Origin of the sequence: Cohnella ginsengisoli, from assembly GCF_029525555.1 — a bacterium.
Taxonomy (GTDB): Bacteria; Bacillota; Bacilli; order Paenibacillales; family Paenibacillaceae; genus Cohnella; species Cohnella ginsengisoli.
The window spans coordinates 1,762,494-1,788,098 of the sequence record NZ_JAPDHZ010000002.1; the positions used below are offsets into that span (position 1 = coordinate 1,762,494).

General features: G+C 61.1%; 16 protein-coding genes and 4 pseudogenes. 4 read left to right on the top strand and 16 right to left on the bottom strand.

All coding sequences use genetic code 11. The features are described from left to right. Nucleotides 1–359: 359 nt before the first annotated feature. The 13 genes and pseudogenes from OMP38_RS08405 to OMP38_RS08455 form a co-directional block, all read right to left on the bottom strand. Entirely contained in the window at nt 360–1,823 is a 1,464-nt protein-coding gene (locus tag OMP38_RS08405; RefSeq protein WP_277564676.1) for an ABC transporter substrate-binding protein, read from the bottom strand. A gap of 253 nt (nt 1,824–2,076) precedes the next feature. Next, nucleotides 2,077–2,947, bottom strand: a pseudogene (locus OMP38_RS08410) (carbohydrate ABC transporter permease). Continuing rightward, nucleotides 2,944–3,868: pseudogene (locus OMP38_RS08415) on the bottom strand (carbohydrate ABC transporter permease). The pseudogenes OMP38_RS08410 and OMP38_RS08415 overlap by 4 nt, the downstream one beginning before the upstream one ends. 93 nt (nt 3,869–3,961) lie before the next feature. After that, nucleotides 3,962–5,278 (bottom strand): response regulator, encoded by a 1,317-nt coding sequence (locus OMP38_RS08420; RefSeq protein ID WP_277564677.1) that lies wholly within the window; start codon nt 5,276–5,278, stop codon nt 3,962–3,964. A 15-nt stretch (nt 5,279–5,293) separates the two neighbouring features. Further along, complete coding sequence (locus OMP38_RS34560; RefSeq protein ID WP_338130488.1) at nt 5,294–5,893, bottom strand: sensor histidine kinase; 600 nt, start codon at nt 5,891–5,893, stop codon at nt 5,294–5,296. Then, nucleotides 5,880–6,005 (bottom strand): annotated as a pseudogene (locus OMP38_RS35685) (hypothetical protein); the annotation flags it as partial. The gene OMP38_RS34560 and the pseudogene OMP38_RS35685, both read right to left, overlap by 14 nt. Next, nucleotides 5,963–7,102 carry a cache domain-containing protein gene (locus OMP38_RS34565; RefSeq protein ID WP_338130438.1) on the bottom strand — a complete coding sequence of 380 codons (1,140 nt, stop codon included), beginning with the start codon at nt 7,100–7,102 and terminating at the stop codon, nt 5,963–5,965. The pseudogene OMP38_RS35685 and the gene OMP38_RS34565, both read right to left, overlap by 43 nt. A gap of 324 nt (nt 7,103–7,426) precedes the next feature. After that, entirely contained in the window at nt 7,427–8,437 is a 1,011-nt protein-coding gene (locus tag OMP38_RS08430; RefSeq protein WP_277564678.1) for an Rpn family recombination-promoting nuclease/putative transposase, read from the bottom strand. Between the two features lie 195 nt (nt 8,438–8,632). Further along, complete coding sequence (gene deoC, locus OMP38_RS08435; protein WP_277564679.1) at nt 8,633–9,334, bottom strand: deoxyribose-phosphate aldolase; 702 nt, start codon at nt 9,332–9,334, stop codon at nt 8,633–8,635. A gap of 20 nt (nt 9,335–9,354) precedes the next feature. Next, nucleotides 9,355–10,305: a sugar-binding transcriptional regulator gene (locus OMP38_RS08440; RefSeq protein WP_277564680.1), complete on the bottom strand. Its 951-nt coding sequence runs from the start codon at nt 10,303–10,305 to the stop codon at nt 9,355–9,357. Between the two features lie 156 nt (nt 10,306–10,461). Further along, nucleotides 10,462–10,854 carry a PHP domain-containing protein gene (locus OMP38_RS08445; protein ID WP_277565245.1) on the bottom strand — a complete coding sequence of 131 codons (393 nt, stop codon included), beginning with the start codon at nt 10,852–10,854 and terminating at the stop codon, nt 10,462–10,464. Nucleotides 10,855–10,957: 103 nt separating this feature from the next. After that, nucleotides 10,958–11,302 (bottom strand): annotated as a pseudogene (locus OMP38_RS08450) (PHP domain-containing protein); the annotation flags it as partial. Nucleotides 11,303–11,314: 12 nt separating this feature from the next. Further along, complete coding sequence (locus OMP38_RS08455; RefSeq protein WP_277564681.1) at nt 11,315–12,478, bottom strand: iron-containing alcohol dehydrogenase; 1,164 nt, start codon at nt 12,476–12,478, stop codon at nt 11,315–11,317. Nucleotides 12,479–12,710: 232 nt separating this feature from the next. Between OMP38_RS08455 and OMP38_RS08460 the strand changes: the two genes are divergently transcribed. Genes OMP38_RS08460 through OMP38_RS08475 form a run of 4 tightly spaced genes read left to right on the top strand, consistent with a single transcriptional unit; the run spans nt 12,711 to nt 16,876 of the window. Continuing rightward, a complete protein-coding gene (locus tag OMP38_RS08460) occupies nt 12,711–13,802 on the top strand; it encodes a D-alanine--D-alanine ligase family protein (RefSeq protein WP_277564682.1) in 1,092 nt (363 codons plus the stop codon). Further along, the gene (gene alr, locus OMP38_RS08465) at nt 13,796–14,974 is read left to right on the top strand and encodes an alanine racemase (RefSeq protein ID WP_277564683.1); all 1,179 of its coding nucleotides are present in this window, start codon (nt 13,796–13,798) and stop codon (nt 14,972–14,974) included. Before OMP38_RS08460 ends, alr begins: the two co-directional genes overlap by 7 nt. Continuing rightward, entirely contained in the window at nt 14,923–15,783 is an 861-nt protein-coding gene (locus OMP38_RS08470; RefSeq protein ID WP_277564684.1) for a D-alanyl-D-alanine carboxypeptidase family protein, read from the top strand. The genes alr and OMP38_RS08470 overlap by 52 nt, the downstream gene beginning before the upstream one ends. Beyond that, complete coding sequence (locus OMP38_RS08475) at nt 15,773–16,876, top strand: acyltransferase (RefSeq protein ID WP_277564685.1); 1,104 nt, start codon at nt 15,773–15,775, stop codon at nt 16,874–16,876. The genes OMP38_RS08470 and OMP38_RS08475 overlap by 11 nt, the downstream gene beginning before the upstream one ends. 218 nt (nt 16,877–17,094) lie before the next feature. Here the strand turns inward: OMP38_RS08475 and OMP38_RS08480 are convergent, their stop codons facing one another. From OMP38_RS08480 to OMP38_RS08490, 3 genes are all read right to left on the bottom strand, one after another. Next, nucleotides 17,095–19,710, bottom strand: coding sequence for a glycoside hydrolase family 2 protein (locus OMP38_RS08480; RefSeq protein WP_277564686.1), 2,616 nt, complete (start codon nt 19,708–19,710; stop codon nt 17,095–17,097). Between the two features lie 97 nt (nt 19,711–19,807). Beyond that, nucleotides 19,808–23,035: a stalk domain-containing protein gene (locus tag OMP38_RS08485; protein WP_338130489.1), complete on the bottom strand. Its 3,228-nt coding sequence runs from the start codon at nt 23,033–23,035 to the stop codon at nt 19,808–19,810. After that, on the bottom strand, nt 23,025–25,583 hold the full coding sequence (locus OMP38_RS08490) for a glycoside hydrolase family 99-like domain-containing protein (protein ID WP_277564687.1): 2,559 nt from the start codon (nt 25,581–25,583) through the stop codon (nt 23,025–23,027). Before OMP38_RS08490 ends, OMP38_RS08485 begins: the two co-directional genes overlap by 11 nt. Nucleotides 25,584–25,605 lie beyond the last annotated feature (22 nt).

Here is a 25,605-nt window from a genome sequence, read left to right on the forward strand (position 1 = left end):
GTGAAAGAATGTGCGTGCGGGCTGGATCATCTGCTCCTAGGCGAGACTTTTGCGGCGGAGCGCCGGGGCGAGTTAGCCAGTTTGTTTCTAACCGAGACTTCGGCGACCGCGCGATGGCGCAGGATGGCCCGTTTGTTCCTAATCGAGACTTCGGCGACCGCGTGATGGCGCAGGATGACTAGTTTGTTCCTAACCGAGACTTCGGCGACCGCGCGATGGCGCAGGATGGCCCGTTTGTTCCTAACCGAGACTTCGACGGCGACGCGATGGCGCAGGATGACTCACGATGTAGCCCTCTCTTGCGCAGCTCCCTAAGCAAACGCCGCGCGGACATCTGCCCGCACGGCGCTCTCACACCACTATTCGACTTTAATAGCGTCGTAGAACTTGGACTGCATCGTCTTGGCCGCGACGTCGAGTTGGCCTTTGATGTCGGTGCCCTTCTTCGAGAACACTTCTTGGATGACGTTGGTCATCGTGGCGTAGTAGTCCTGCGTGTTGTACTGCGCTTCCGGCTTGCCGTCGAGCAGCGCCTGGGAGTCCGCGTTGTACTGGTAGACGTTGTCGTACTTGGCGTAGACGGCCTTGACCTTCTGGCCATACTCGGAGTCGTCCTTGAAGTACTGGATGACCGGCGGGATGAAGTATTTGTTGTCTTTCTTGCGCGCCTGGATGTTCTCTTCGACGGAGGCAAGGCCCTTGTCGGAGAAGTAGTCGAACACGGCGTACTGGAACGCGATCGCTTGCTCGTCCTTGGTGGCGTTCGGGTTAATGACGAGGAAGTCGCCGCCGAGCACGCCGGTGTGCTTGCCGCCGGCTTCGGCCGCCGGCATCGGGTACACGAGCACGTCTTCCGGCTTCATGCCGCCCTGGTTCAGCGCTTGATCGACGGGACCGTCCGGTCCGGCGATGACCATGGCCGTGCGGCCTTGCGCGAACGCGCCTACGGCGTCGCCCCAGCCGAGCGCCCAATCTTTCGGAATGGCTTTGGCTTCCCAAGCCAGCTTGTTGTAGAATTCCATCGCTTTGACGCCCGCGTCGCTATTGAACGCAGAAGTGACTTTGCCGTCCGCGACATTTTGAATCTCGCCGCCCGCTTCGAACAGGAAGTTGGTCCAGTTCCAGCCGGCTTCGTTGCCCTTGCCCATCGGCGCGATGCCCGCGATGCCTTTGCCAGGGTCGGCGACGGCCTGCGCTGTCTTCAGCATGTCGTCCCAGGTCCAATCGTAAGCCGGTACGGCGACGCCTTTGCCGTCGAGCAGCTTCTTGTTGACGACGGTGCCGGTCACGTAGCCTTGCTGCGCGATGCCGTATACTTTATCGCCAAGGATGAACTGATCCTGCAGGATCGGGTTCATCTGATCCTTATACTGGTAAGCGTTGAACAGATCCGTAATATCCGCAGCCCAGCCCTTTTCCGCGAGGAACTTGCCTTCTGTGGCGTACGTGTTGAACAGGGTCGGCGCTTCGCCCGCGCCCATTTTCATGCCGATCTCGTTCGGGTTGTACTGCCAGTCGCTCTTAACGATCGTGACGTTCGGATATACTTCGTTGAACCGTTTGATCTTGTCGTCTTCGAGCGCCCGCTTCTCTACGAGATCAGGCGTCGGATAGTAAATGCTGATCGTCACTTTCTTTTGCGTAAGGTCGTCTGCTGGCGCGGCGCTCGCGCTGCCGCTGGCTTCGGCGGTCGGCGCGGCCGAAGACGATGCCGGCGCGGCGGACGAGGAACTCGAAGCATTGTTGTTGTTATTGCCGCCGCACGCGGACAGCAGCAGCGCCGAGGCGGCCAGCGTGGCCAGGGTCATTGAAGTCTTGCGCATGGTAACTCCCCCTTTTCGATAGGTATGAATTGGTTACACGCTCATCATAATGGAGGCGTTTGAACCGGCGCGATGTGCATTCCTACTTCGATCGTGTGCAGGTTTACGATCCGGCGATGTGCGTAAAATCGCACATTCGCCCTGCGTAGAACCGCACATACGCGCCTCGCATCCGTCTAAATCGCGCCCATCGCCGACGGATGCATAAACGTCCGCGGATCAGGTTCTAAGCATCCGCTTTTCAACGCAACGCTTATCCCTTGACCCCGCCCAGATGCAGGCCGCGCACGATAAAACGCTGGAAGATCAGGAAGATGGCGATCGGCGGAATCATGATCATCGTCAGGATGGCGAACCGGATGTTCAGGTCCAGCCTCCGGGCGTCGATGACGAACTTCTTGATCGCGGTCGCGAGGGGGTAATGCTCTCCCCCCCATGACCATGCTCGGCCAGAACCAGTCGTTCCAGGACGTGGCGAAGACGAAGATGGCCAGCGTCGCGAAGATCGGCAGAGACAGCGGGAAGGCCAGCTGCCAGAAGACGCGCGGCTCGGACGCCCCGTCGACGCGGAACGCCTCGAACAGCTCCTGGTTGATGCCATCGAAAAAGCTCTTGAGCAGCAGCAGATAAAACGCGTTCGCCCCGGCCGGCAGCCAGAAGGCCCAGAACGTGTTCATCAAGTGAAGGTCGCGCAGATTGATGAAGTTCGGGATGATGTACGTCGTCGGCGGGATGAACAGCGTCGCCAGGAAAAAGTAATAGACGGCCTTGCGGTACGGCCAATCGAGCCTCGACAGGCTGAACGCCGCGAACCCGATGACGACGACGGTGACGACCATGTTGCCGACGAAGATGAGCATCGTATTTCTCAAATACAGCGGCAGGTCGATGAAGCCCCAGCCCTTCTTGTAATTATCGAAGTGCCATTCCTGCGGCAGGAAATGCGGCGGAAAGGAATTGACCTCGACGTTGGCCTTGAGCCCGTTGAAGAGCGCGGTCGCGATCGGGTACAGCATGCTGACGCACATGACGGCGACGACGACGCACATCAGAATGTAGACCGCTTTGTTCAGCGGCTTTTTCATGTCGTAGCTGGAGACGATGCCGCGTTCTGCGTTTTTCATGCCGCATTCCCTCCTCTGGCGGACAGCCGATGCTGAATGACGGCCAGCACGCCGAGAACGAGGAACATGAGCACCCCGAGGGCCGAAGCGACGCCGTAATTAAAGCTGTTGAACGCGTACTTGACGATGTAAAGCGCGTAAGTCAGCGTAGTGTTGTTCGGGCCTCCGTCGAGCATGGCGAGCTGGGACTGGTAGCCCTGGGAGGTGCCGATCAGCTGCAGGAGGAGCAGCAGGCCGATCTGATTGCGGATCGCAGGCAGCGTGATATGCCAGATTCGGCGCCAGACGCCGGCACCGTCGATCTCGGCGGCCTCGTACCAGTCGCGGGGGGATGCTGAGGATCGCGGCGAGATAGATGAGCATCGCGGATCCGAACTGCTGCCACGTCTCCATGATGACGATGGAGATCATCGACCAGCTCTTGTCGGTCATGAAGCTGATCGGGGTGATGCCGACCTTCTCGAGCGCGGCGTTGAACGGGCCGACCGGATCGTACAGCCAGCGCCACAGGCCGTAGAGCACGACGACCGGCACGACGTAAGGCAGGTAGGCCGCGATGCGCGCGAACCCCTGAAAGCGGCGCAGCTCGGAGATCGAGATGGCGAAAAGGATCGGCACCCAAAATCCGATGACGATACACAAAAACATATAATACAGCGTGTTCTTCACGGCGGTCCCGACGTCGGGGTCCTTGAAGATCAGCTTGTAATTGTCGAGCCCGACGTAGGAGTTGCCCTTCACGAAGTCGATGTGATAGAAACTGAACACGATCCCCTTAACGATCGGCAGCCACAGGAACAGCAGGAAAATCGCGACGGCGGGCAGCACGAAGGCATAACCCCAGAAGTGCTTCCTCCATCGGTTCCGCGGCTTGGTCGCTTCCGCGCCAAGCGGGCTGGCTACGGCGGTTGTCTGATTCATACGGTCTCCCTCTTTCTTTTTGTGCCTCCTCCTTATTTTAGAAAAAGGGCCTCCCGCTGAATATGTGCGTATCTATTCGGATCGTGAGTGATCTTACTTCTTCAGCTCGCTGGGCGAGATTCCGTAGTATTTCTTGAATATTTTGCTAAAATGTTCCGGCGATTCGTAGCCCACCCGCTCGGCGATCTCGTAGCGGCGCAGATCGGTCTGCTGCAGCAGGCGCTTGCTCTCCTCCATCCGGAGCTTGATGACGTACTCCCACAGGTTGAAACCGGTGTTTTTCTTGAAAAGATAGCTTAAATAGTTCGGACTGACGTGATTCCGCTGCGCTACCTCATGCAGGGTCAGACCCTTTTGCGCGAAATTTTGCTGAATGTAGGCCATCGCCTTTTCCACGATCTGATTGTTCTGCTCGGCCCACTCTTCCTCGGTCGGCTCCTTGCCGAACAGGCTCCACTTGAAGTCCCCGTAGTAAAACACGTGATGGTCCTTGTGCTCGCGGTTCCACAAGATCGCCTTGCGGGCTTGCTCGCCGAGCGCGGGCAGGAAGGCGGCTCCCTTAAGAATCTGACTGATGCCGACGACGCAGGGCAGGTTCAGATACTTGGAAATGTTGTGGTGGAGGCTGCGGCCGATCAGCTCAAGCTGGTTGATCTTGTCGACGCTGGAGTCGCCGAAGCTCGCATCGTCCCAATGGATCAGCACGGAGACCTCTATGCCGGGCGTATAAAAGGCGTCGTAGCGCCAATCCTTGCCGAGCAGCTCGTTGACGATATTCAGCGCGGCATATTGAAGCAGCGCTTCGTCTCCATCGCCGTAGCGATGGCCGGACTGTTCGCGGTCGGGATCCAGCTTGACCTTGACGACGGCGAAATACGGACCCGCAAGTCCAAGCCGCGCCAGCTCGGACTCTTCCGGAACCGCCTCTTGGCCGGATAAGACGGCGTTCAACCGTTCCGTCCGCTGCGGGCCGGGCGTCTCCATGCGGAAATGCTCGCGTAACTGGGAAATCAGGTCGCCCTCCGCGGGAAGCGGCTTATCCATATGGAGCAGCACTTCGCGCACGGAGTCCAGGAACTGCTCGCTTTTGATCGGTTTGATGATATAATCCTTGGCGCCAAGCTTAATGGCCAGCTGCGCGTATTGGAACGTCTCGTGCGCGGAGATGACGATCGCCTGAACCCAGGGCTTGATGATCTTCGCCTGGTGCATGAGCTCGATGCCGTTCATCGCGCCCATCTGAATGTCCGTGATCAGCAGATCGATGTCTTCCATGCGCAAGTAATCGAGCGCTTCGTGCCCGCTGCCCGCCGTGAAAATCTCCTTGATGTTCAATCCCGACGATTGCAGCAGGTTGCCGAGTCCTTTGCAGATGAGCGGCTCGTCGTCGACGATCAATATGTTGTACATCCCTGCTCCCCCCTTCTATCCTTCGCGTTTGACCGGCAGCACGATGCTAGCGACCGTACCGCCGCCCTCGCGCGGCCGGTAAAACAAGCCGTATTCGGCGCCGAACTGCAGGCGAATGCGCTGTTGGACGTTGCGGATGCCGTAACCGGTGCCGGCGCTCCCCTCATCGCCTTCGAGCAGGCGGCCGATCGCTTCGTAGTCGGTCTCCTTGTAGCCGTTGTCCTCGACGCGGATCTCGACGCTGCTCTCTATGCCGTCCGCGGACAGCCTGGCTCTAATCGCGATCTCCCCGTCCTCGCCCATATGGCGCACGCCATGAAGAATCGCGTTCTCGATCAACGGCTGAATGACGATTTTCGGAATTAGGTTGACGAGCGTCCGCTCCTCGATATCCCAGGTTACGGAAAAGCCGTATTCGTAGCGTTTCTGCTGCAGGCTCGTATACGCCTTCGCATGCGCCAGCTCCTCTTCGAGCGTAATCAGGTCGCGCCCGCGGCTCAGTCCGATCCGCATCAGTTGGGCCAACTCCTTGATCATCTCGCCCGACTCGGATTGCCCCCTCGAGCGTGCTTTTCCAGTAAATGCTCTCGAGCGTATTGTACAGCAGGTGCGGATTGATCTGCTGGTAGAGCAGCTGCAGCTGCGCCTCCTTCTGCTTGATCTCCATCAGGTAGCGGTCCTCGATCAGCGTATTGAGCCGCCCCGCCATCCCGTACACCGAGTGCATGAGCACCCCCACCTCGTCGTTGCGGTCGATCGCCGCCTGCTCGGGCACCTTTTTCCCGGCACGTACGATCGCGTGAATACGGCAAGCCGCTGAAGCGGGGTCAGAAGAGAACGCCAGAAGTACGCCATGACGACGATGCAAAAGACGAAATAAACGATCGAGATCAGCTGGATGACGAACTTCAGCTCGTTCTGCTGCTGGAGCAGCGAGCGGGTCGGAATCTTGTAAATGAGCTTCTGCTGGGTGAGATATTGATAGCTCTGAACGTAAATATAGCCGTCCGTAATCACGTTGGACTGCCCTTCGACGTCATCCCCCGTACGCAGCTCCGCCGGAAGCGCGAGCCGATCCCCGATCGGTCCGATCGAAGAGGCCAGCACTCTGTCTTCGTAATCGGTTAGATAAATCTCGCCCTTGTCGGGCAGCGAGACCGTCCGCATCGATTCGACCAGCTTGCGGTTGATGTTCGTGGCGACAAGCACGCCGACGACTTGATTGCCCTGGCTCGTACTGTACACGGCTCGCACGTATGCGAGCGTATCCGGCCTGGAGGATGAGCCCAGATCCTTCATGATGCGAAGATAGCCCTTGCCCCGCTTGCTCAAAATCTCGTCGATCCATTCGGGCTTCTGCCGATCGTTATAAAAGTAAACGCCGCCTACCGCCTTGAATTTCGAAGAAGGCGTCGGCGCGAACTCGTACCGGTTGTTCGGATCGTACGCGTATAAGTAATAATAGACGGCCTCGCCGCCGTTCATCCCCATCGAATAGGAGGAGAGCAGCTTGTCGGCGTCGGCGTACTGCCGTACCCGGTCTGCGGTATCATCGCTCATCGGGTTCAGCGACTGGATCAGCGTGTGCTGGATCAGCGTCGTCATGACGCGGCTGACCGTGTCCATGTCGCGGTTCATGAGCGCAAGGTTCTGCTTGTTCAGCTCCGCGTACGCGCTCGTCACATGCTGCTTGAGAATGTCCTCGGCTCTCGCGTTGGCATACCAGTTCAGCGCGAATACGGGGCTGACCAGCAGCAGGAACAGCAGGATCAGCTGCTGCTTGACCTTCATTCTCGTGAGCGGATTCGTCAGATGAAGCTTCAATGCGGGCCCTCCCGTCGTCTGTCGGCTCCTCCAGTATGGCGGATCGGCCTCGTCCCCGTGTATGCGTTTGCGAAAAATCCGTAGGACGGCGCACGATTTGCGTAATAACGCACATGAAAGAGGCCTGATGCCATTGTATATGCAGGCTTGGCGGATCGTCTATGCTTGGGGCTTCGTTGTGGAGGGATCGCAAATCCGCAGAACCGGACCGAGAACCGAGAAGTATGGTTTTGAATTCAGGGATAGCCGCTGATACTAAAAAAGCTAAAAGGCTGCCTAAGCAGCCTTTTGAATCATGCTATAACAAACGAATATCCCGCGGATTTATGCTTCTAACTCGTCCGGCGACAAACCTGTCAAGCGCGCAACCTCCGCTGCATCCATGCCGCCAAGCAGCAGCGTTCTCCCCGTTTCGAGCAACCGGGCATGCATTTGTTCATTTTCCGATTTCAAGTTCTCGGCTTCCGATTTCAAGTTCTCGGCTTCCGCCTTAAAGTTATCCTTCTCCGCCTTCCATCGCGCCTGCTCGGCCAGCAGAAGCTCCATCTCCGCCTTATAAGCCGCATCGTCCATCATCGCTTTGTGCCACATCTCGTACTTGGCCCAAACCTTCGGGTCGCGGCTCATATCCTCCCATCGCCCGAACGCCTCCATCAGCTCCGAATCCCCGCTCATCGCGATCGCCTCCAGTTTTTCCAGCAGCTTCGTCTGCACTTCCCCGCCTTGCACGGCGCCGAGCAGCAGCAACCAGCGTATTTCCGGCTCGGTCCAAGGATCCGCTTCGCTTTTCGCGGCCCGTTTAAGCAGCTTCTGTAGCTCGATGACGTGCAGCTCGATCACGTCGGTGAGCGGGAAGTGCTCCTGCCTTTCGTAGAGACCGAACACGCTATGGTACCGTTCGGTCCGGGGCAGCACGTCCACGTTCGAAATAAGAATGGATATCGTGCGGCGCAGATCCGAATAAGGCCTTCCTTTTTCCATTTGCTTGGCATAGATGCGGCTCCAATAATAGAGCTGCCGCTTGGCCAAATGAGGATTGCCCGTTACTTGAATCTCGACGTGGGCTAGATCACCGCTGCCTGTCCGTGCCAGCAGATCCAGTACTGCCTTCTTGTCCCCTTCGTGCTCACGCTCAAGATCCGTGTTCAAGATGCTCGCCGAGGTAATTTTCGTCTCCGCGTTCACTCCCAGCAGCGCATTTAAGAATGCGACCAGCACAGCCTCGCCGTCCGGCTGCCCGAACATGCGCTTGAACGCGAAATCCGCTTTTAGATCTACGTAAGTCCTGGGCGAATAAACTTCCTTCTCTTCTTTCAGTATAACGGTTTGCCGCATCTCGTCCATCCCCATTCCGACTCGGTTCGAACACGCGGATGCAGAATAGCCTTCTCAAAAAGGAACAGGTGTTCTCGTTTAATTCTATCATTTAATAATTAAAATCGGAAACCAAAAAACACGGAATCCACGCCCCAAGGCCGCGATTCCGTGCTCAATAATCCCGCTCAGCGAAACCACGCCCCCGCCTCGCTCTTAATACCCTTCGCCCGTGCCGCCGGTTACGATCGCGATGCTCGCGCTCGCGCCGATGCGCGTAGCGCCGGCCGCGATCATCGCTCGCGCCGTCTTGGCATCGCGCACGCCGCCGGACGCCTTCACGCCGACATCCGGCCCTACGGTACGCCGCATCAAGGCGATGTCGTCCGCCGTCGCGCCGCCCGGACCGAAGCCCGTCGACGTTTTGACGAAGTCAGCGCCGGCCGCCACGCACAGCTCGCACGCCTTCACCTTTTCCTCGTCGGAGAGCAGGCCCGTCTCCAGAATGACCTTCAGAACGGCCTCGCCCTCGCAAGCTTCGGCCACGCGCGCGATGTCGCGTTCGACTTCCTCGTAAAGCCCGGACTTCAGCGCGCCGACGTTCAGCACCATGTCGATCTCGGTCGCGCCTGAGGCGATGGCGTCCCGGGCTTCCGCAGCCTTCGCGAACGTGCTGGTCGCCCCCAGCGGGAAGCCGATTACCGTCGTGATGCCTACGCCGGACCCGTCCAGCAAACCAGCCGCCGTTTTCACCCAATAAGGGTTGACGCAGACGGTCGCGAACCGGTACTGCATCGCTTCCTCGCACAGTCGAACGATATCGTCGCGGCTCGTCTCCGGCTTGAGCGCGGTATGGTCGATATAGGCGGCCAGCGATTCGGGGGATCGGTTCGTCCGGTTTGTCCCGTTGGTCGTCATGTCAGTCCATCTCCTTCGTATTATCTCTCCAACAAGTATTGGGCCGTATATTGATCCGTAATCAGCACGTTGGCATATTCTCCCCGCAAAGCGCCGTAAATCCCCTCCGCCTTCTTGCGTCCGCCCGCGACCAGCACCGATCGCTCCTTGCGCTTCAGATCCTCGAGTTCGATCCCGATCGTCCGCTGGTTCAATTCCTCCGAGCAGAGGTTGCCGTCGCGATCGATATAACGGGAGCACAAGTCGCCGGCGCCCCGCTCTTTGATCAGAGCCAAGTCGTTTTCCGTAAAATAGTTCGCCTTGATCAGCACTGAATCGTCGGTCGGCGAGCCTACGGTAATCACGGCGATATTCGCCTGCTTGCCCAGCGCCAGGATGCGGCCGATGTGCCGGTCCGCCTCGATCGTGTGCCGCACGATCGCATGGTCGACGATAGCGGGCAGATGAATGAAGTACGGCACCGTGTGAAAAGCCTTGCCGAACAGCTGGACGATCTCGTAGGCGTAAGTATTCGTTTCCGAATGGCTGACGCCGCCGTTGAGCTGCACGACCCGCACGTCCTTGAGCTGCCGGTCCCGGAGCCGGCAAGCGACCTCGTAGAGCGTCGTTCCCCAGGTCACGCCGATCGTATCGCCGTCCTCCAGCGTCTCGTGCAAATACGCGGCCGTCGCTTCGCCGAGATACTTCTTAACGACGTTATCTTCGTATTGGGGCACGGGCACGATGACCGCTTTGCGCAGCTTGAACTTGCGCTCCAGCCCGACGGCGAGCGAATCGTTGCTCTCGCGCGGATCGACGATCTGAATACGGACGTAACCCTCGTCCTTCGCCTGCTGCAGAAAGCGGGACACGGTCGGCCGCGAGATCCCGAGCCGCTCGGCAATCTCCTGCTGGCTGTAATTCAGTTCGTAATACATTTTCGCCGTGTCGATCATGCGGGCCAGCCGGTCTCCGCCTGTCTCTGGGTTCATGCGCAACACTCCGTCCGGGATTTGGAACCATCATAATGCATTCCCGGCCTTCAGTTCAACCGTTGACGCCAGGTTTGTCGGCCTCGGCTGGGCCGGAACGCCGCAAAAAAAAGACGCGAGCCCCCTACGGAGTCGCATCCTTCGATAACCAACCGATTAGCTCGCGCGGCCCTTGGAGACCGCCCGCTCGAACCATTCCCAATCCGCGCCGACTTCCTCCGGCTTGTGCGTATCCGAGCCGTAGACCAGCCCGATGCCTTCGGCGATGCAGCGATCGATGAGCCATTCGGGCACGTACGATTCGCCGCATGTCGGCTTGCGGAAGCCCGCCACGTTCACGTCGAGACCGACGCCGGCGTCCTTCAGCTTCGGCAGCAGCGCCGCAAGCCGCGTCCGCGCGCGCGCCTCGTCCATCGGCGGCAGCTCGCGATGGAACTTGCGGATCAGGTTGACGTGGCCGATGCGCCTGCGGATCGACTTCGGCAGCGTCGCCGCCCAAGCGATCGCGCCTTCCACCGCATCGTAATAGGCCTCGACGACGGCGTCCATCGAGCCGTAATGGTCGAGGAACGCATCCGCGAAGTCCCCCCGGCGTAAAGTCGATGCAGCGCATGCCGCCCTTGCCCGGCAAATAATGCACGGACACGACGATGTCCTCCAACTCGCCGAGCCACGGCGCGAGCAGCCGGTCGGAATAGTCCGTCATCCCCGGCAGGTAATCCATCTCGAGGCCGACAGCGACCTCAATGCGGCCCGCGTAACGCGCCTTGACCGCAGCGGCGTAAGCCATATATTCAGGCAGCTCGCGCTCCGGCATCGCGAGCTCCGCCATCAGCTTCGGATCGTCCACGTACCGGTCCGGCAGCGGCGGATGCTCGCTCAGCGTATAGCGGTCGAATCCGAGCGCGATCGCGCGATCCAGATACGCGTCCGATTCCGCCGGACTGCCGTGATAACAAAACTTCGTATGCGTATGTCCGTCCCACTTCAACGCCATGCCGGCAGCCTCCTACAGACTCATCTCGAGAATTCGTTTCACGTCCGCCTTCCCGAGCTTCTTGAAGGAGCCGATCGGTCCGAACTGCACCGCTTCGTCCGCCATGCGGTCCAGCTGCTCGGCGCCGATGCCCAGCTCCCCGAGCGTAGCCGGCGCGCCGATGCGCGTGAAGTAGTCGCGGGTCGCCTGGATGCCGGCGAGCGCGAGCTCGTCCGCCGACTTGCCCGAAGGATCGATGCCCCATACCCGCTCGGCGAACTGCGCGAACCGCTCGGGCTTGGCGTCGTACACGTGCTTCATCCAGTTCGGGAAAATGATCGCGAGACCGGCGCCGTGCGCGATGTCGTAGATGGCGCTGACCTCGTGCTCGATGCCGTGGGTCGCCCAATCGGTGACGACGCCGTTCGGCAGCGTGCCGTTCAGCGCGTAAGTGCCGGCCAGCAGCAGGTTGGCGCGCGCCTCGTAGTCTTCGCCGTTCGCCAGCGCTTTCTCGCCGTTTTCGATGACCGTCAGCAGCACCGACTCCGCGAAGCGCGATTGAAGCGGCACGCCGTCCGTAAGCGTGAAGTACTGCTCGAACACGTGCGACATGATATCGACGATGCCGTTCACGGTCTGGTCGCGCGGCACCGAATAGGTCAGCTGCGGATCCAGGATCGAAAAGCGGGGATAGACGAGCTTGCTCCCCAATCCGCGCTTCTGCTTCGTCTCCCAGTTCGAGATGACGGCGTTGCCGTTCATCTCGGAGCCCGTCGCCGCCAGCGTCAGCACCGTGCCGAGCGGCAGCGCGTCCTCGATCCTGGCTTTGCCGATCGTGAAGTCCCACGGATCGCCCGCGTACTTCGCGCCCGCCGCCACGGCTTTGGCTGCATCGATGACGCTGCCGCCGCCGACGGCGAGGATGAATTCGATTCCTTCGGCGCGTACGATGTCGACGCCTTTATGTACCGTGGACAGGCGCGGATTAGGCTCGACGCCAGGCAGCTCATGCACCGTCGCGCCGATTGCCGCGAGCTCGGACAGCACGCGGTCGTAAAGTCCCGATTTCTTGATGCTGCCGCCGCCGTAGACGAGCAGAATCTTCTTGCCGAACGGCTCGACCAGCGATCCCAGCTTCGAGACCGTATCCTTGCCGAACACCAGCTTCGTGGGGTTGTACAATTCAAAGTTGTTCATGGAGCGGCAAACCTCCGTCATCGTTGGATTCGGGGCGCGGCTTGAACGCGTCAAGCCGCGCCGACCTCCTTATTATACAGCGCGCGCACGCCGGTAATCCAACTTCATAATTTTCAAAGCGATCGTCGCTTCAAGCAATCTTAAGCAATCCTTAAACTTTATTTTCAACCTTTTTAAAAGTTGGCGGTTATCTTGTAGACATCGAAGCTAATCGCGAACCGGAGGTCATCTGATGAAAACCAAACTGTACGTTTTGTATGGCGGCAAGTCCGTCGAGCACGAGATTTCGCTGAAAACGGCCCGCACCGTCCTCGGCGCGGTCGACGAATCCAAGTTCGAGCTGCATCCGATTTATATCGCCAGGGATGGACGCTGGTGCGCGCCGGACACGGAAGGCCTCCCGGGCGTCGAAGCCGCGGAGCGCCTCGTCGCCGAACCGACGCACGGCAGCGAAGCCGCCTCCATTGGCGACGTCCTGCTCCGCAAGCTGTCGCTGCCCGGCAAAAAGGTCGTTCTGCCTTTGATTCATGGCTCCTTCGGCGAAGACGGAACGCTGCAGGGCCTGCTGGAAATGCTGAACGTGCCGTACGTCGGCAACGGCGTGCTGTCCGCTGCGCTCACGCTGGACAAGGCCATGTCGAAGCAGATGCTGGCGCAGGCAGGCATCCGGCAGGTCGAGCATCTGGTCATCCTGCGCGGGCAGTGGCTGGCGGACGAGACTCGCTGCCTCTCCGCGCTGGAGGACGGGATCGGTTACCCTTGCTACGTTAAGCCGTCCTCGCTTGGCTCGAGCATCGGCATCAGCCGCTGCGACGATCGGAGCGAGCTGTTGGCCGGCATTGCGGAGGCATTCCAGTACGATGCCAAACTAGTCGTCGAACGCGAGCTGCCGGGTCGGGAGATCCAGGTGGCGGTCATGGGAAACGAAGAGCCGATCGCCTCGCTGCCGGGCGAGTTCATTCATGATCATCGCTTTTTCGACTTTACGTCCAAATATTCGGACCCGCGGCTGCGCATGTCGATTCCGGCCGAGCTAAGCGAAGCGCTGACCGGACAAGTCCGGTCGCTCGCCCTGCAGGCTTACCGGGCGCTTGGCTGCGAGGGTCTCGCCCGCGTAGACTTTTTCCTCGACCGCGACGGTCTGCTGTACCTGAACGAGATCAACGCGCTCCCCGGCTTCACGTCCGCCAGCATGTATCCGGTTATGTGGGAACGGACGGACGGCACGACTTACGCGGCGCTCATCGAGCGGCTGATCGAGTATGCGTTCGCCCGGCACGAGGCGAGGCAATCGCTTCGCTACGAGAGGCACGCGACATGCTAAGGGAGACGTGGGCGGAGATCGATGCCGGCCGCATCGCGGACAATCTGCGGGCCATCCGCGGCACGCTGTCCGCGGGGGTCAAGCTGATGGCCGTCGTCAAGGCGAACGGTTACGGCCACGGCGACCTTGAAGCCGCCGAAGCGGCCAGACAAGCGGGGGCGGATTATTTGGCCGTGGCCTTTCTGGAAGAGGCGCTGCGGCTGCGGGCGGGAGGCGTGCGGCTCCCGATCCTGCTCCTGACGCCGATCCGGCCGGACCAGGTCGAGCTCGCGATGGCGCGGGACCTGACGCTGACGGTCACCGGCGCGGACTGGTTCCGGGAGCTGCGGAGGCGCTCGCCAACGCTGGCCGGCCGCAAGCTGCGCGTGCACGTCAAAGCGGACACCGGGCTCGGCCGGATCGGCTTTCGGACGGAAGCCGAGTGGGACGCGCTCGTCCCTTGGCTCGCCGCGCCGGATATCGACGTCGACGGCTTTTATACGCATTTCGCGACGGCGGGACAGGCGGACACGGCCTATCTGGAGCGGCAGGCCCGCCGGTTCGCGGAGCTGATGGAGCGGAGCAAAGCGAGCGGATTGTCGATTCGGCACTATCACTGCGCCGGCAGCGCCGCGGCGCTGCGGTTCCCTGGCCTCGCGCTCGACATGGTGCGGATCGGCGCCGCGATGTACGGCTTTTATCCGGGACACCTGGCGCCGCCCGTCGCGCTTGAACCCGCGCTCAGCTTGCATAGCACGCTCATGCAGGTCAAGCGCGTGCGGCAGGGCGAGTACGTCGGGTACGACAACGCCTACCGCGCCGATGCCGATGAATGGATCGGCACCGTGCCGATCGGCTACGCGGACGGCTGGTCGCAGCGGATGCGGGGCGCTCCCGCGCTCGTGCGCGGACAGCGCGCCGAGATCGTCGGCAAGATTTCCATGGATCAGCTGATGCTCCGGCTCCCCTGCCCATGCGCGCCCGGAGACCGGGTGACGTTGATCGGCCGCCAGGGCGGCGCGCGCATCGCGTTTGCCGAGCTGGCGTCCCATATCGACGGCGCCGCGCAGGAGATCACGACGGCGCTGACGGACCGCGTCGCCAAAACTTACGCGAATTCAAACAAGGAGGCCGAATACGCATGGGACAACGCCTTTTTTCAACCGCAGCGGCGGGAGCCGACCGTGAGCTGAGAACGCATCGCACGATCCGGGTAGCCCGATCCGCCGTCCATGATGGACATCTGATCCTCGTCAATCAGACGCATCCCGTGCGCGAGCCGTTCCCGGCGGACAAGCTGTCCAAGCTGGACGATGATCCCGCGCTGCGTACGCGATCGCCGGGCATGCTGCTGGAGACGACGGCACTCTCCCGTTTGACGGAGCTGCTCGCAGCCTGCGGCGGAGGGGCCGACATCGTGGCCGTAAGCGGGTATCGGTCGGCCGACGAGCAGACCGATATTTATGAATCGTCGCTGCGGGAAAACGGACCCCGGTATACGGCCGCCTATGTCGCCCTGCCAGGCTGCAGCGAGCATCAGACGGGCCTTGCCATCGACGTCGGCCTGGCGGGCGGCGGCGAGCTCGACTTCATCGCGCCCGACTTTCCGGACAGCGGCGTCTGCCTGGCCTTCAAACGGCTCGCCGCGCGGTTCGGCTTCGTCCAGCGCTATCGCGCGGGCAAGGAAGCCGTCACCGGCATCGCCTGCGAGCCTTGGCATTTCCGCTACGTCGGGACCCCGCACGCCGAGATCATGGAGCGGGAAAACCTGTGCCTCGAGGAATACGTCGAGCGGCTTCGCTCGTTCGCGTTCAATGGCGAGCGCCTGTTAGCGGAGGACGATCGCGAACGCATCGAGATTTATTACGTGCCGTTCGGGCCGGACGCATTCGCGGACGTACCGATCCCGGCCTGCGATTACTATCGTCTGTCCGGCGACAATGCGGGCGGCATCATCGCGACGGCCTCTACCGGCAAAAGGCGGCGGTCCATTGTCGGCTAAACTCGCTGGACCGGCAAAAACGGCTAAAACGGATTACCGCGGCCTGTCCTGGCTCAAGTTCATCGCCGCCCTGCTCGTCATCGCCAACCATACGGGTCCGCTCGCCCGCTTCGGTCCGTCCGCAGACTTCTTGGTCGACGGCGCGCTTACGAGAATCGCCGTTCCGATCTTTTTCATGACCTCCGGCTTCTTCTACTTTCGCAAGCTGACCGGCGACCCGCTCGCCGACCGGCGCCATCTTCGGCGCTATCTCGGTAGCATCGCCAAACTGTACGCTATCGCCATCCTGCTCTATCTGCCGCTCAACGTATACAATGGTTACTTCTCCTCCCCCAAGTTCGGTGCGCTTTCGTTGTTGCGGGATCTGGCGTTCGACGGTACCTTCTACCACCTCTGGTACTTGCCTGCGCTGATGATCGGCATCGCCATGCTGCACGGACTGTACCGCGCGCTCCAACCGGCCGCCGTCATGATCGCCGCCTGCTTGCTGTACGCAATCGGACTGTTCGGAGACAGCTACTACGGCTTGATCGCGGGCAACGACGTCCTGACGGGATGGTATAACGGGATGTTCCACTTCTTCGACTATACGCGCAACGGGCTGTTCTTCGCGGCGATCTATCTGGCGCTCGGCGCGCTCCTCGCCCGAAGCGAGAAGCGGCGTCCGCGCCGTCCGGCCGCTCACGCGGCGCTTTTTCTCGTCTCGCTGTCCGCGATGCTGGCGGAGGCGCTCTGGCTGCGCGAAGGCGGCATTCCCCGGCATGACAGCATGTATGTTTTCGCTGTACCGGCCGCCTATTTTCTGCTGCTGCTGGCGCTCCCGTACAAAGGTCCGGCGAACCGTACGATGCGAGAGGGCCGGGCGTGGATTTATGCGTTGCATCCGCTTGCCATCGTGCTCGTACGCGGCGCCGCCAAGGCAGCGGGACTGCAGCCATGGTTCATCGGCAACAGCCTCGTTCACTTCGTCGCCGTCTGCGCGCTGTCCGTCGCGTTGGCGGCCGTCGCCGTCCGCTTCCCTTCCGTGCGAACGATTCGGACCGCCTGGCTTCCTCGCGCCAAAGAAGCCGGGTCGGCATCGACCCGGCACTAGCGCTAGCTCGAGCTTGCAGCGTAACTTTTTGCCCTTACAGCGCCATTTGGAACGGTCCGCGTGGCTGTAAAGTAACATTTTGCCCTTACATCTGCTGGACTAGCTTGGCAGCCGCGTTCCCCTTGTACCGCCGCTTCAGGTCCAATCAGTTCCAGGCCAGCAACTCGATCGCCGGCGCTTCGCCTCCCGCTTCATCGCGCATTCCGTCTCCGGCTTCGTCACGCATGCCATCTCCATTGCGCACTCCGCCTCCAGCTTCGTCCGCCGGCTCGCCGGCAGAGGCCGCGGCCTCCAGGCTGCGGTAAGCGATCGTTCTGCGCTCCCCCCGGCAGCAGATCGAAGTAGTTGTCGGAAAAGACGAAAGCGCCATGCAAATGAACGGCTTTGGCGTATCGGTCGGCCGTGACGGTCACGCTGCCAGTCCTCGGCCCGCCTGTACGGGATGCGACGCGCAGCCCCGAAGGCGCGAGCTGCATCTCCGCCGGCAGCCCGGCAAAATAGATGCAGCGGTCCTCGCCGAATTCGCCGGCAATGTCCATGACCAGCACGCGGCCGTGGTCCAGCAGCGCGTCCAGCTCCGCCGCCGGAATCGACGCAGCTTCGATCGAAGCGCCCGCGCAGGCCGCGAAGTCGAACGATCTGGACCAAACCGCTGCATCTTCGGCCAGGCTGCCCAGCGTCAGCACGCGCAGCGTCGCCGTTCCCCGGATCACCTCGGGCTTGTCGCTGCATACCCAGCAAGCGTAAGTACCGGCTTCCTCGTTTTTTTCGATCGACGCGATGACCGGCCGTGCCGCTTTTTGGAAGCCGTAATACCCGCCCTTCGGATACCCGTAATAATCGACCAGACTCCAGCCGCTCGCCGGCCAGCAATCGTTGTACATCCAGAACAGCAGACCGCCCGTATAATGCCGGTTGCGCCTGTAAGCTTCCACGGTGAGCCGGGTCAGCTCGTGTTGGACGAACGACATGCGCCGGATATGCTCGATGGTAGACAGGGCCGGCGGCGCCAGCTTGTCGGCCAGCGTCCGAAGCGCCCGGAAGAGCGAGAAGTCCTTCAAGCCCGGGTGGTTTTTCGTATGGTATTCGAGCATGTCGAACGCCGGATCGGCCAGATCCTCGTCGTTCATCATGCGCAGCAGCGTATGAATCTCCGGCGTGCCGAACAAGGGAAATTCCGGACAAAAACGACTCAACAGACTGGCAAAGTAGGACCGGTAGCCGCGCAAATCCGTGTTGCGGAAAACGTCGAACATCTCAAACAGCGCGCCCGTGTAGTGCGCGGTCCCGATGGTGAACGAATTGTTCGTGTTCCCCCCATAGGGACTCGTAGGCTGAAAGGGCCGGGACGGATCGAGCGCCGCGCACAGGCTGCCCGTGATCCGGTTCGCGATCGCCTTCCCCGGATAATCCGGTTCTTCCTCGCCGGCGAACATGCCGTTCTCGTTGTCGCCGTTCCACCAGACGAGACTCGGATGGTTCCGCAGCGCCCGGATCGCGCCTTCGATCTCGGCCCTCAGCGATGCCGTCCAATCCCGGTCCGCTTCGGGATACGTCCCGCATGCCATCATGAAGTCCTGAACGACGACGATTCCGAGCCGGTCGCACCAGTCCCAGAACGGCTCCGGCTCGTAGATGCCGCCTCCCCAGCACCGCAGCATCGTCATGCCGGCATCGCGGGCCAGCGTGAGCAGATGCGCGTAGTGCGTATCCGGGACGCGCGAGGGGAACGGATCGCAAGGCACCCAATTGGCCCCTTTGCAGAAGATGGGAAGGCCGTTGACCAGCAGCCGGAAGCCGCTGCCGGGGCGGTCGCCGTTCGCTTCCCAGACCATGCCGTCCGGATTATCGGCGGTCTCATCCCTTGCCGTTTCTTGCGCGCGAAGCTTCGCGGTCAACCGCGCCTCCGGGCTTCCTTCCCGGTCCGGAAGCTGCTCGATGCGAACCGTCCGGATGCCGAACGAGCGCGAACGCTCGTCGAGCAGTCCCGAGCTGCCGTACAGCTTCGCGACGAGCCTGTACTGCGCCTGATCGCCGTATCCCGCCGGCCACCACAGCTCCGGCTCCGTCAGATCGGCCGTCAGCTCCAGCTTGCCGCCGTCCGACCGCCGCTCGGCCTGCCATACGATCGAACCGGACGGGTCCGCGATCGCAAGCGACAGCCGCAGCGGCGCTTCGGTGCGGCTGCGCGTCTCGACCGCGACGGCGAGCGACGCGCCGCGCGCGTCCAAAGCCTTCGTGTACACAAAAAGGTCCTCGATGGCAGCCACGTCCTCGAAGACGAGACGGACGGGCCGCCATATGCCGTAGCTGACGAGGCGCCCCACCCAGTCCCAGCCGAACGTGCACTGCATGCGGCGCACGAACAGCCGCTCGTTCGTGAAGGCTGCGCCGAGACCGGCGTACGACTTGCCCGCAATCCCTTCCGCGACCGTCCGGAACCGCACCACGAGCTCGTTCGTCCCTTCCCGCAGCAGCCCCGACACGTCGAAACGGTAGCGGACGAACATGTTGTCGGTCCGGGCGAGACGGATGCCGTTCACCTCGATTTCCGCGTACGTGTCCAGCCCTTCGAATTCCAGCAGGGGACGTCCCGGCTCCAATCGCTCAAGCTCGAACGTCCGGCTGTACGTCCACCGCCAATGCTCCACCCACTGGCAATCGTCCGCCTGCTTGCGGTAACCCGGATCCGCGATCAGGCCCGCCGCGAGCAGATCCTGGTGCACATGACCGGGAACCTGCGCATCGATCGCGATACTCGCTTCCTTTCCCTTAGGATCTATGCCTTCGCCTTCCAACTGCCAAGCGCCTGTCAGCGCGATCGATCTTCTCATTTGCCATTTTCCTCCCCAAAAAAGAGGATGCCCTACGACGCGGACCGACGCGCATGGCCAGGGTCCGGCGGGAGCATCCTCTTGCGTTCTTATACGTTTAAGACAGTTGGAACACCACGGTCGGGTCCGCCCCGATATCCTTCGATATATTCGGGAGCGCCGAACCGGACGTCATGCCGAACGTATACATGCCAGGCAGCAGCTCCGTGCGGATCTCGCCGCCCGCCGTGATGCCGATCGTCCGCCAGCTGCCGCCCGCATACACGCGGGCCGTGCCGCCGTCTACCGGGTTGCCGGATGCGTCCTTCAACTGGATCAGGACGCTCGCGGTCTGATAGACGACCGCCGGATCGTCGCCGACGTTCTGACTCTTTTCCTTGTACACGCCGTCATAGGTAATGCCGAACGTATACGAGCCCGGCAGCAGCTCCTTCGTCGATTCGCCGCCTGCGGTCGTTCCGATCGTCTGCCAGTTGCCTCCGGCATACACCTTCGCGACGGCGCCGTTCAGCGGATTGCCCTGGCTGTCCTTAAGCTGAACCTTCGCCTTTACCGTCTGGAAGACGACGGATGCGGGACCTGTCGACGTATTTTGCGTCAGCTGCTTGGTCGTGCCCAGATAGGTTACGGAGAAAATATAGCTCCGCTCCGGCAGCGGCTTCGTCGCCTGCCCCGAGGCGTCCGTCGTCCCCATGTCCTTCCAGCTGCCGTCGTAATATTTGACCGTGCCGCCGGCGAGCGGCTGTCCCGCGCTATCCTGCAGGAAGACCGTGGTCGCCGTCGCGGCCAGGCTGAAGCTTACGCTTTGCTGCGTCTCGGCGTTGCCCGCCAGGTCGGTCGACTTGTAAAGAATCGTATACGAGCCCTGTTTGCCGAACGCCACCGGCGCGGTGTACGGGGTCCAGGTCGTCCCGTTATCGACGCTGTACACGGTCTGCGCGACGCTGGACTCGCTGTCCGATGCCGCAAGCGTCAGCGTAACCGGGCCGTTATACGCGCCGCCCGGACCGTCCGGCACAGTCGGATTCAGCGCTGCCGTCGTGACCGGCGGGGTATTGTCCGCGACGACCGGACGAACCTCGATATCGTCGACGTAGAAGGTTTGCACAGGGCCGCTCTGCTCCGTATACAGGTACACCCGAACATCGCTGACCGTCCCCGGCTCATCGATTTTCCAAAAGCCCGCTGCCTGCGTCCAGCCTGCTCTGAGCAGCGGCGCGCTGGTGAATATATATCTCTGCTTAACGACGCCATCCAGCTTGTATTGCAGGCAGATCCGGAACAGCGCTGGCTGCGCGGGTGCTGCAGCCAGTTTGGCCCAGGCCGAATAGTAATACGTCTTTCCCTGCTCGATCGATGTTGGCATGAAGAACGAAGCATATTTGTTGTCGTTCAGCTTCGTCACCTGCAAAGACTGCGCCCCCAGTCGATGCTCCGACGTCGTCAAGGCTACGCTCGCGCTGGAGCCGTAATAAGACGAAGGAATCGCGGCGCCCTCCATGTCGGGGTTGAGGATGAGATTGCTTCCGAGCGTCGCGCCGGCGGGCTGCCCGGAACCGAGAGCTACCGTCACCGCCGTCGTCGCCGTGAACCCTCCGTCGATGGCCTTGGCCGTAATATTCGCGATTCCCGTCTTCTTCGCGAACACCGTGCCGCCGATGTCCACGACGGCCACGTCCGGATTGTCCGAGTTCCAGATCAGCGCCTGGTTGTTTACGCTGCTTGAGGGCTGGAACGTCGGAACGAGCGTCTTCGTCTCGCCCAAGTTCATCGTAGTCGTCGGATTTATGCTCAGTCCCGTCGCATAGGTCCATGCCGGACTGGACGAGTAGGTCACGAGCCTCGCTTCGACATCGTCGAGATAGTAGTCGTGATTGGTGCCGTCGATCTCCGTGTAAAAGTAAAGCAGCACATTGGAGATGGGACTGGTCTCCGCAATCGTATAGTTGCCCTGCAGTTGCGTCCATTGATCGGCGGAGAGCCCGGCACTTGTGTAAATAATCATCTGTTTGACATTGCCGTCAACCGTATACTGCAAGCATAGGCGCAGCGGTTCAGTGAGCGACGGCGCCTTCGCGAGCTTCGCCCAGACCGAATAATGGTATTCCTGGCCTTGCGTGACGGCGATCGGGAAGGACGCGCTGCCGTAACGGCTGTCCTTGACGACCTTGAGCGACTGATGGCCGCTGTGGTATTGTGTGACGTCCAGTCCCAGCGCGCCGTTCTGCACGCGCGCCTGAATCGTGCTTCCTTCCATGCCGGGATCCGCTACCAGGTTGGCGCCCAGCATCGGCAGCGAGGTTGCCGTATCCAGCTGCACGGCATCGATGCTGAAGCTGCCGGCCGCCAGCGTCGGCACCACCCGAATTTGCTTGATCGTCCCTGTCCAGGCGGCCGCGGAACTCGTATCGAACACGTACTCGCGGAGGGTCGAATCGCTTGGCAGGATATAGGTCGAGAACGACTTGGCCGCATTCCATACGGGATCGGCGTCCGTCGTATAATAGAGCTTCGCTTGCGTGCCGGTCGTCTGGTTGCCGAGCTGCACGCGAACCCGCTTGATCGCGGACGCGTCCAGCCCCAACTGATCCGGCGATTCGACCGAAGGCTCCACTCCGCCGGATACGCCCAGGGAGGTACCGCCGAATCGGCCGCCCAGCGCCTGCCCGCCGGCGATGCGTCCGTTCGCCGTCCAGCCGTCCCCGAATTCAAAGTCCCAGACGACGCCCGACGGATAGATCTGGATTTTCTGCGCCGCCGCGTCCCACTTCACGGTCGCTCCGAAGGCTTGCTTGAGGTAAGAGAGCGGCGCGAGCACCGTCCCGTTAGCCAGCTTCACCGGCGCATGCTCAAGCGCGATGGACAGGTCGTCCTTGTGCGCCGTCGCGCTGCCGACCGTGATGTCGTAGACGCTGCCGCCCTTGACGGCGATGAACTTCTGATTCGCCGCGTCCCACTCGGACCTGACGCCGAGCTGCAGCCAGATGTCCTTGATCGGCACCATGACGACGCCGTCCTGCACGAGCGCCGGCTGGCTGAAGTTTTTCCGCTTGCCGTCGACATACAGCTTGATGTCCGTCGACTCGTCTGCGACCGCCCGGATATAGTCGATGCTGATCGTGCCGATCGCCGAGATCGGATCGATCCGGATCTGCCGAATATTGCCGGTCCAGCTCTTGTTCCGCCACATCTCCACGTAATAATCCGTGTACCCGCCGTCCTGCGGTTTCACGTAGAAGCCCATCGCCTTCGTCTCGTTCCAGTCGCCGTCCAGCTCCGTCGTGAAAAATACGCGGCCGTCGATATCGTTCGCGCTATTCTTCATCCGGATCTTGAGATAAGGCGCGTCCTCCGCCTTGATTCCCAGATGGTCCGCCGAGATAATGCCCGGGTCGGTGTTGTTGGTGGTGCCGGTGAAGGTGCCCCCCGCGACGCTCATCGCGTCGATCTGCTTCAGCACGCTCCAGCCCTCGCTGTCGCCCGGCGTGTTGAACTCCCACGCGGCGACCGAATTGGCGGATATCGCCGGAGGCGTCAAGGTGCGGTTTTGCACGACGCGCCCTTCCGGGTACAGAACGTTGATCCGGGCTTTCTGCGTTGCAGTCGGCACGGCATCCGTATGGGTAGTGACGCCCGCGAACACGTCGCGGATCGCATCCACGTAGCCGAAGCCCGCGAACCCTGCCGGCATGATGAAATGCCCTTCCCCCGAATTCGTTCCAATTGTCCAGCATGACGAGCTTCTTGCCCAGATTGCCCGCCGACAGCGACGGAATATAGGTGTCCTTCGTCCACTGCGCCAGCGACTTGAATTCGGCCGGGGTCGCATAATACCCCGAGCTCAATCCCCAGGCGGTATCGTCCCTGCCCATGCTGAGGCCCGGAATGACGTCCATCACGCCGGCGTTGTTTTCCAGCGTCAGCTTGAGCTTCTGAAAATCGGGATGCCCGCCGAACGAGCCCCACGAATAGGCGTAGACGCCGTCGAAGCCCGCGTTCTTGCGATTTTGCAGATCCTGGGCGCTCGTGCCGTTGTACACGTTCAGGATGGTTAGTTCGCCGACGCCGGCATCGCGCGCCGCGTCCCGCAGATCATCCATCAAATCCTTGGCCAGCTCTTTGGTGCCGCCTGCCAGCTTGACGAATTGATCGTAGTTGTAGATGGTGAACACCGGCTTGCCGTCAACCTTCAAATACCGGGGGTCCTTAAAGTAATATTCGATCCAGTAGGGAACCAGGTTGTCGCGGAAATCGGCGATATCCTTCGCCGCCGAGTTCAGGTTCTCCCACATGATGGCAAAGTGCGCCAAATTGCTGTACTTGGCATTAAAGTAGCCGTCGTCCAGCGCATCGGACAGGTAGGAGTCCTTGATCGGCGCGCCCTCTCCCCCGATCGGCCTGAACCAGCAGGACATCTGGAAGTCGATGCCGTGCTCGAGCATCCACTTGATTTCCCAGTCCGCCGTCTCCCGATTGCCTTCGTCGTAGAAGCCCAGATACGGCGTCCGGTCCGGGAACGGATTGATCACGTCCCAGCCCAGATGATGCCCCTCCCGCCACATCGGGCAGCTCTGCACGCCGACGAGCTGGCTGCCGGTGCTTACGGCTGCCGGCGCGGGCACATAATCCGCAGGCTCCGGCGTATTCGCATAAACAAGGATATCGTCGAGCCACATTAGGCCTTTGTTCGCGGCGGAGGTGGAGAACCGGATGCCGTCGACGGAAGCGATGCCGGAAGCGATATTCACGTCCGCTGCCTGCAATTTGCCGTTGATGTAAAGGTCGGCCTTGTGCGAGGCCGGCTTCAGAACCACCTTCAGGCGATACCACAGATTCGCCTTGTAGTCGTATAGCTCCACGGGCGTTCCAGCTGCAGTTTCGTACGACAGCTTCCCGTTGGAGGTGAACAGCTTGAGCGCCGTCGTACTGCCGCTTCTGAGCTCGGCCGCGAGGCCGTCCGTTTTCGCGGGAATGAAAATCTTGTATTCCGCGGTCAGATCGCCCGAGATCGCGGCGAAGCTCTTCCCAAGCGTCATGCTGCCGGTCGAGGCGGACGCATCGATCTTCAGGCTGTTGACGTCCGGCTTCGGGGCGCTGAGCATTTGGGCGACCTGGATCGTGCCTCCGTTAAGGACGGCCGTCCAATCCTGCGGCAGGTTGCCCGATTCGGGGGTGACCGACAGCAGCTTTTCATTAACGGCGTAGCCTTTGTAGATATGAAGCGGCGTAAAGAAGAAGTCGCCTGTCGAAGCGACGCCCGTCGTCAGCTGGAAGCGGTTCAGCGCGGACGCCGCGTTCGCAAAATTTTGGGAGGTCGCCCGCAGGATGCCGTTGACGTAGACATCCGCCTTTTGCGTAGACAGATTCGCAATGACCTTGATCCCATATTCGACATTGGCCGAATACGCCTGCAAGGTCACCGTGCCGCCTCCGGACGTCTCCAGCACGAGATTGCTCCCGCTCGCGCTGGTCGCGATGCTGACGCCGGGCGTGTTGTCGCCGAGCATCTGCCAATGCAAGCCATTAATGACGCTGAACGGCCTGAAACGAAACTCCATCGTCAGCGTCCCTTCGCTCTGGGCCGGGAACTTGCGGCTCATCGATACGGGAAGCTTCGTACTGGCATCGCTGATTTTTAACGTATTGTTATAGATGCTCGTCAGCGCGCCGCCCGCGGCGCGGATGTCCCAGCCGGACGGCTGGCTCTCCCCCGGCACCAGGTTGGACAGAAACGCAAAGTCTTCGTCTACCAAATATCCGGCTCCCGCCGGTGCGCTGTCGGCCGAGGCGGAACGCGGCGCGGCCGCCAAAAAGAAAACGCATACAAAGGCAATCGCAAAAAAAGCGGTCCAGCCGTTCTTCATTGCGCGCATAAATGAAGATTCCCCTTTGCTT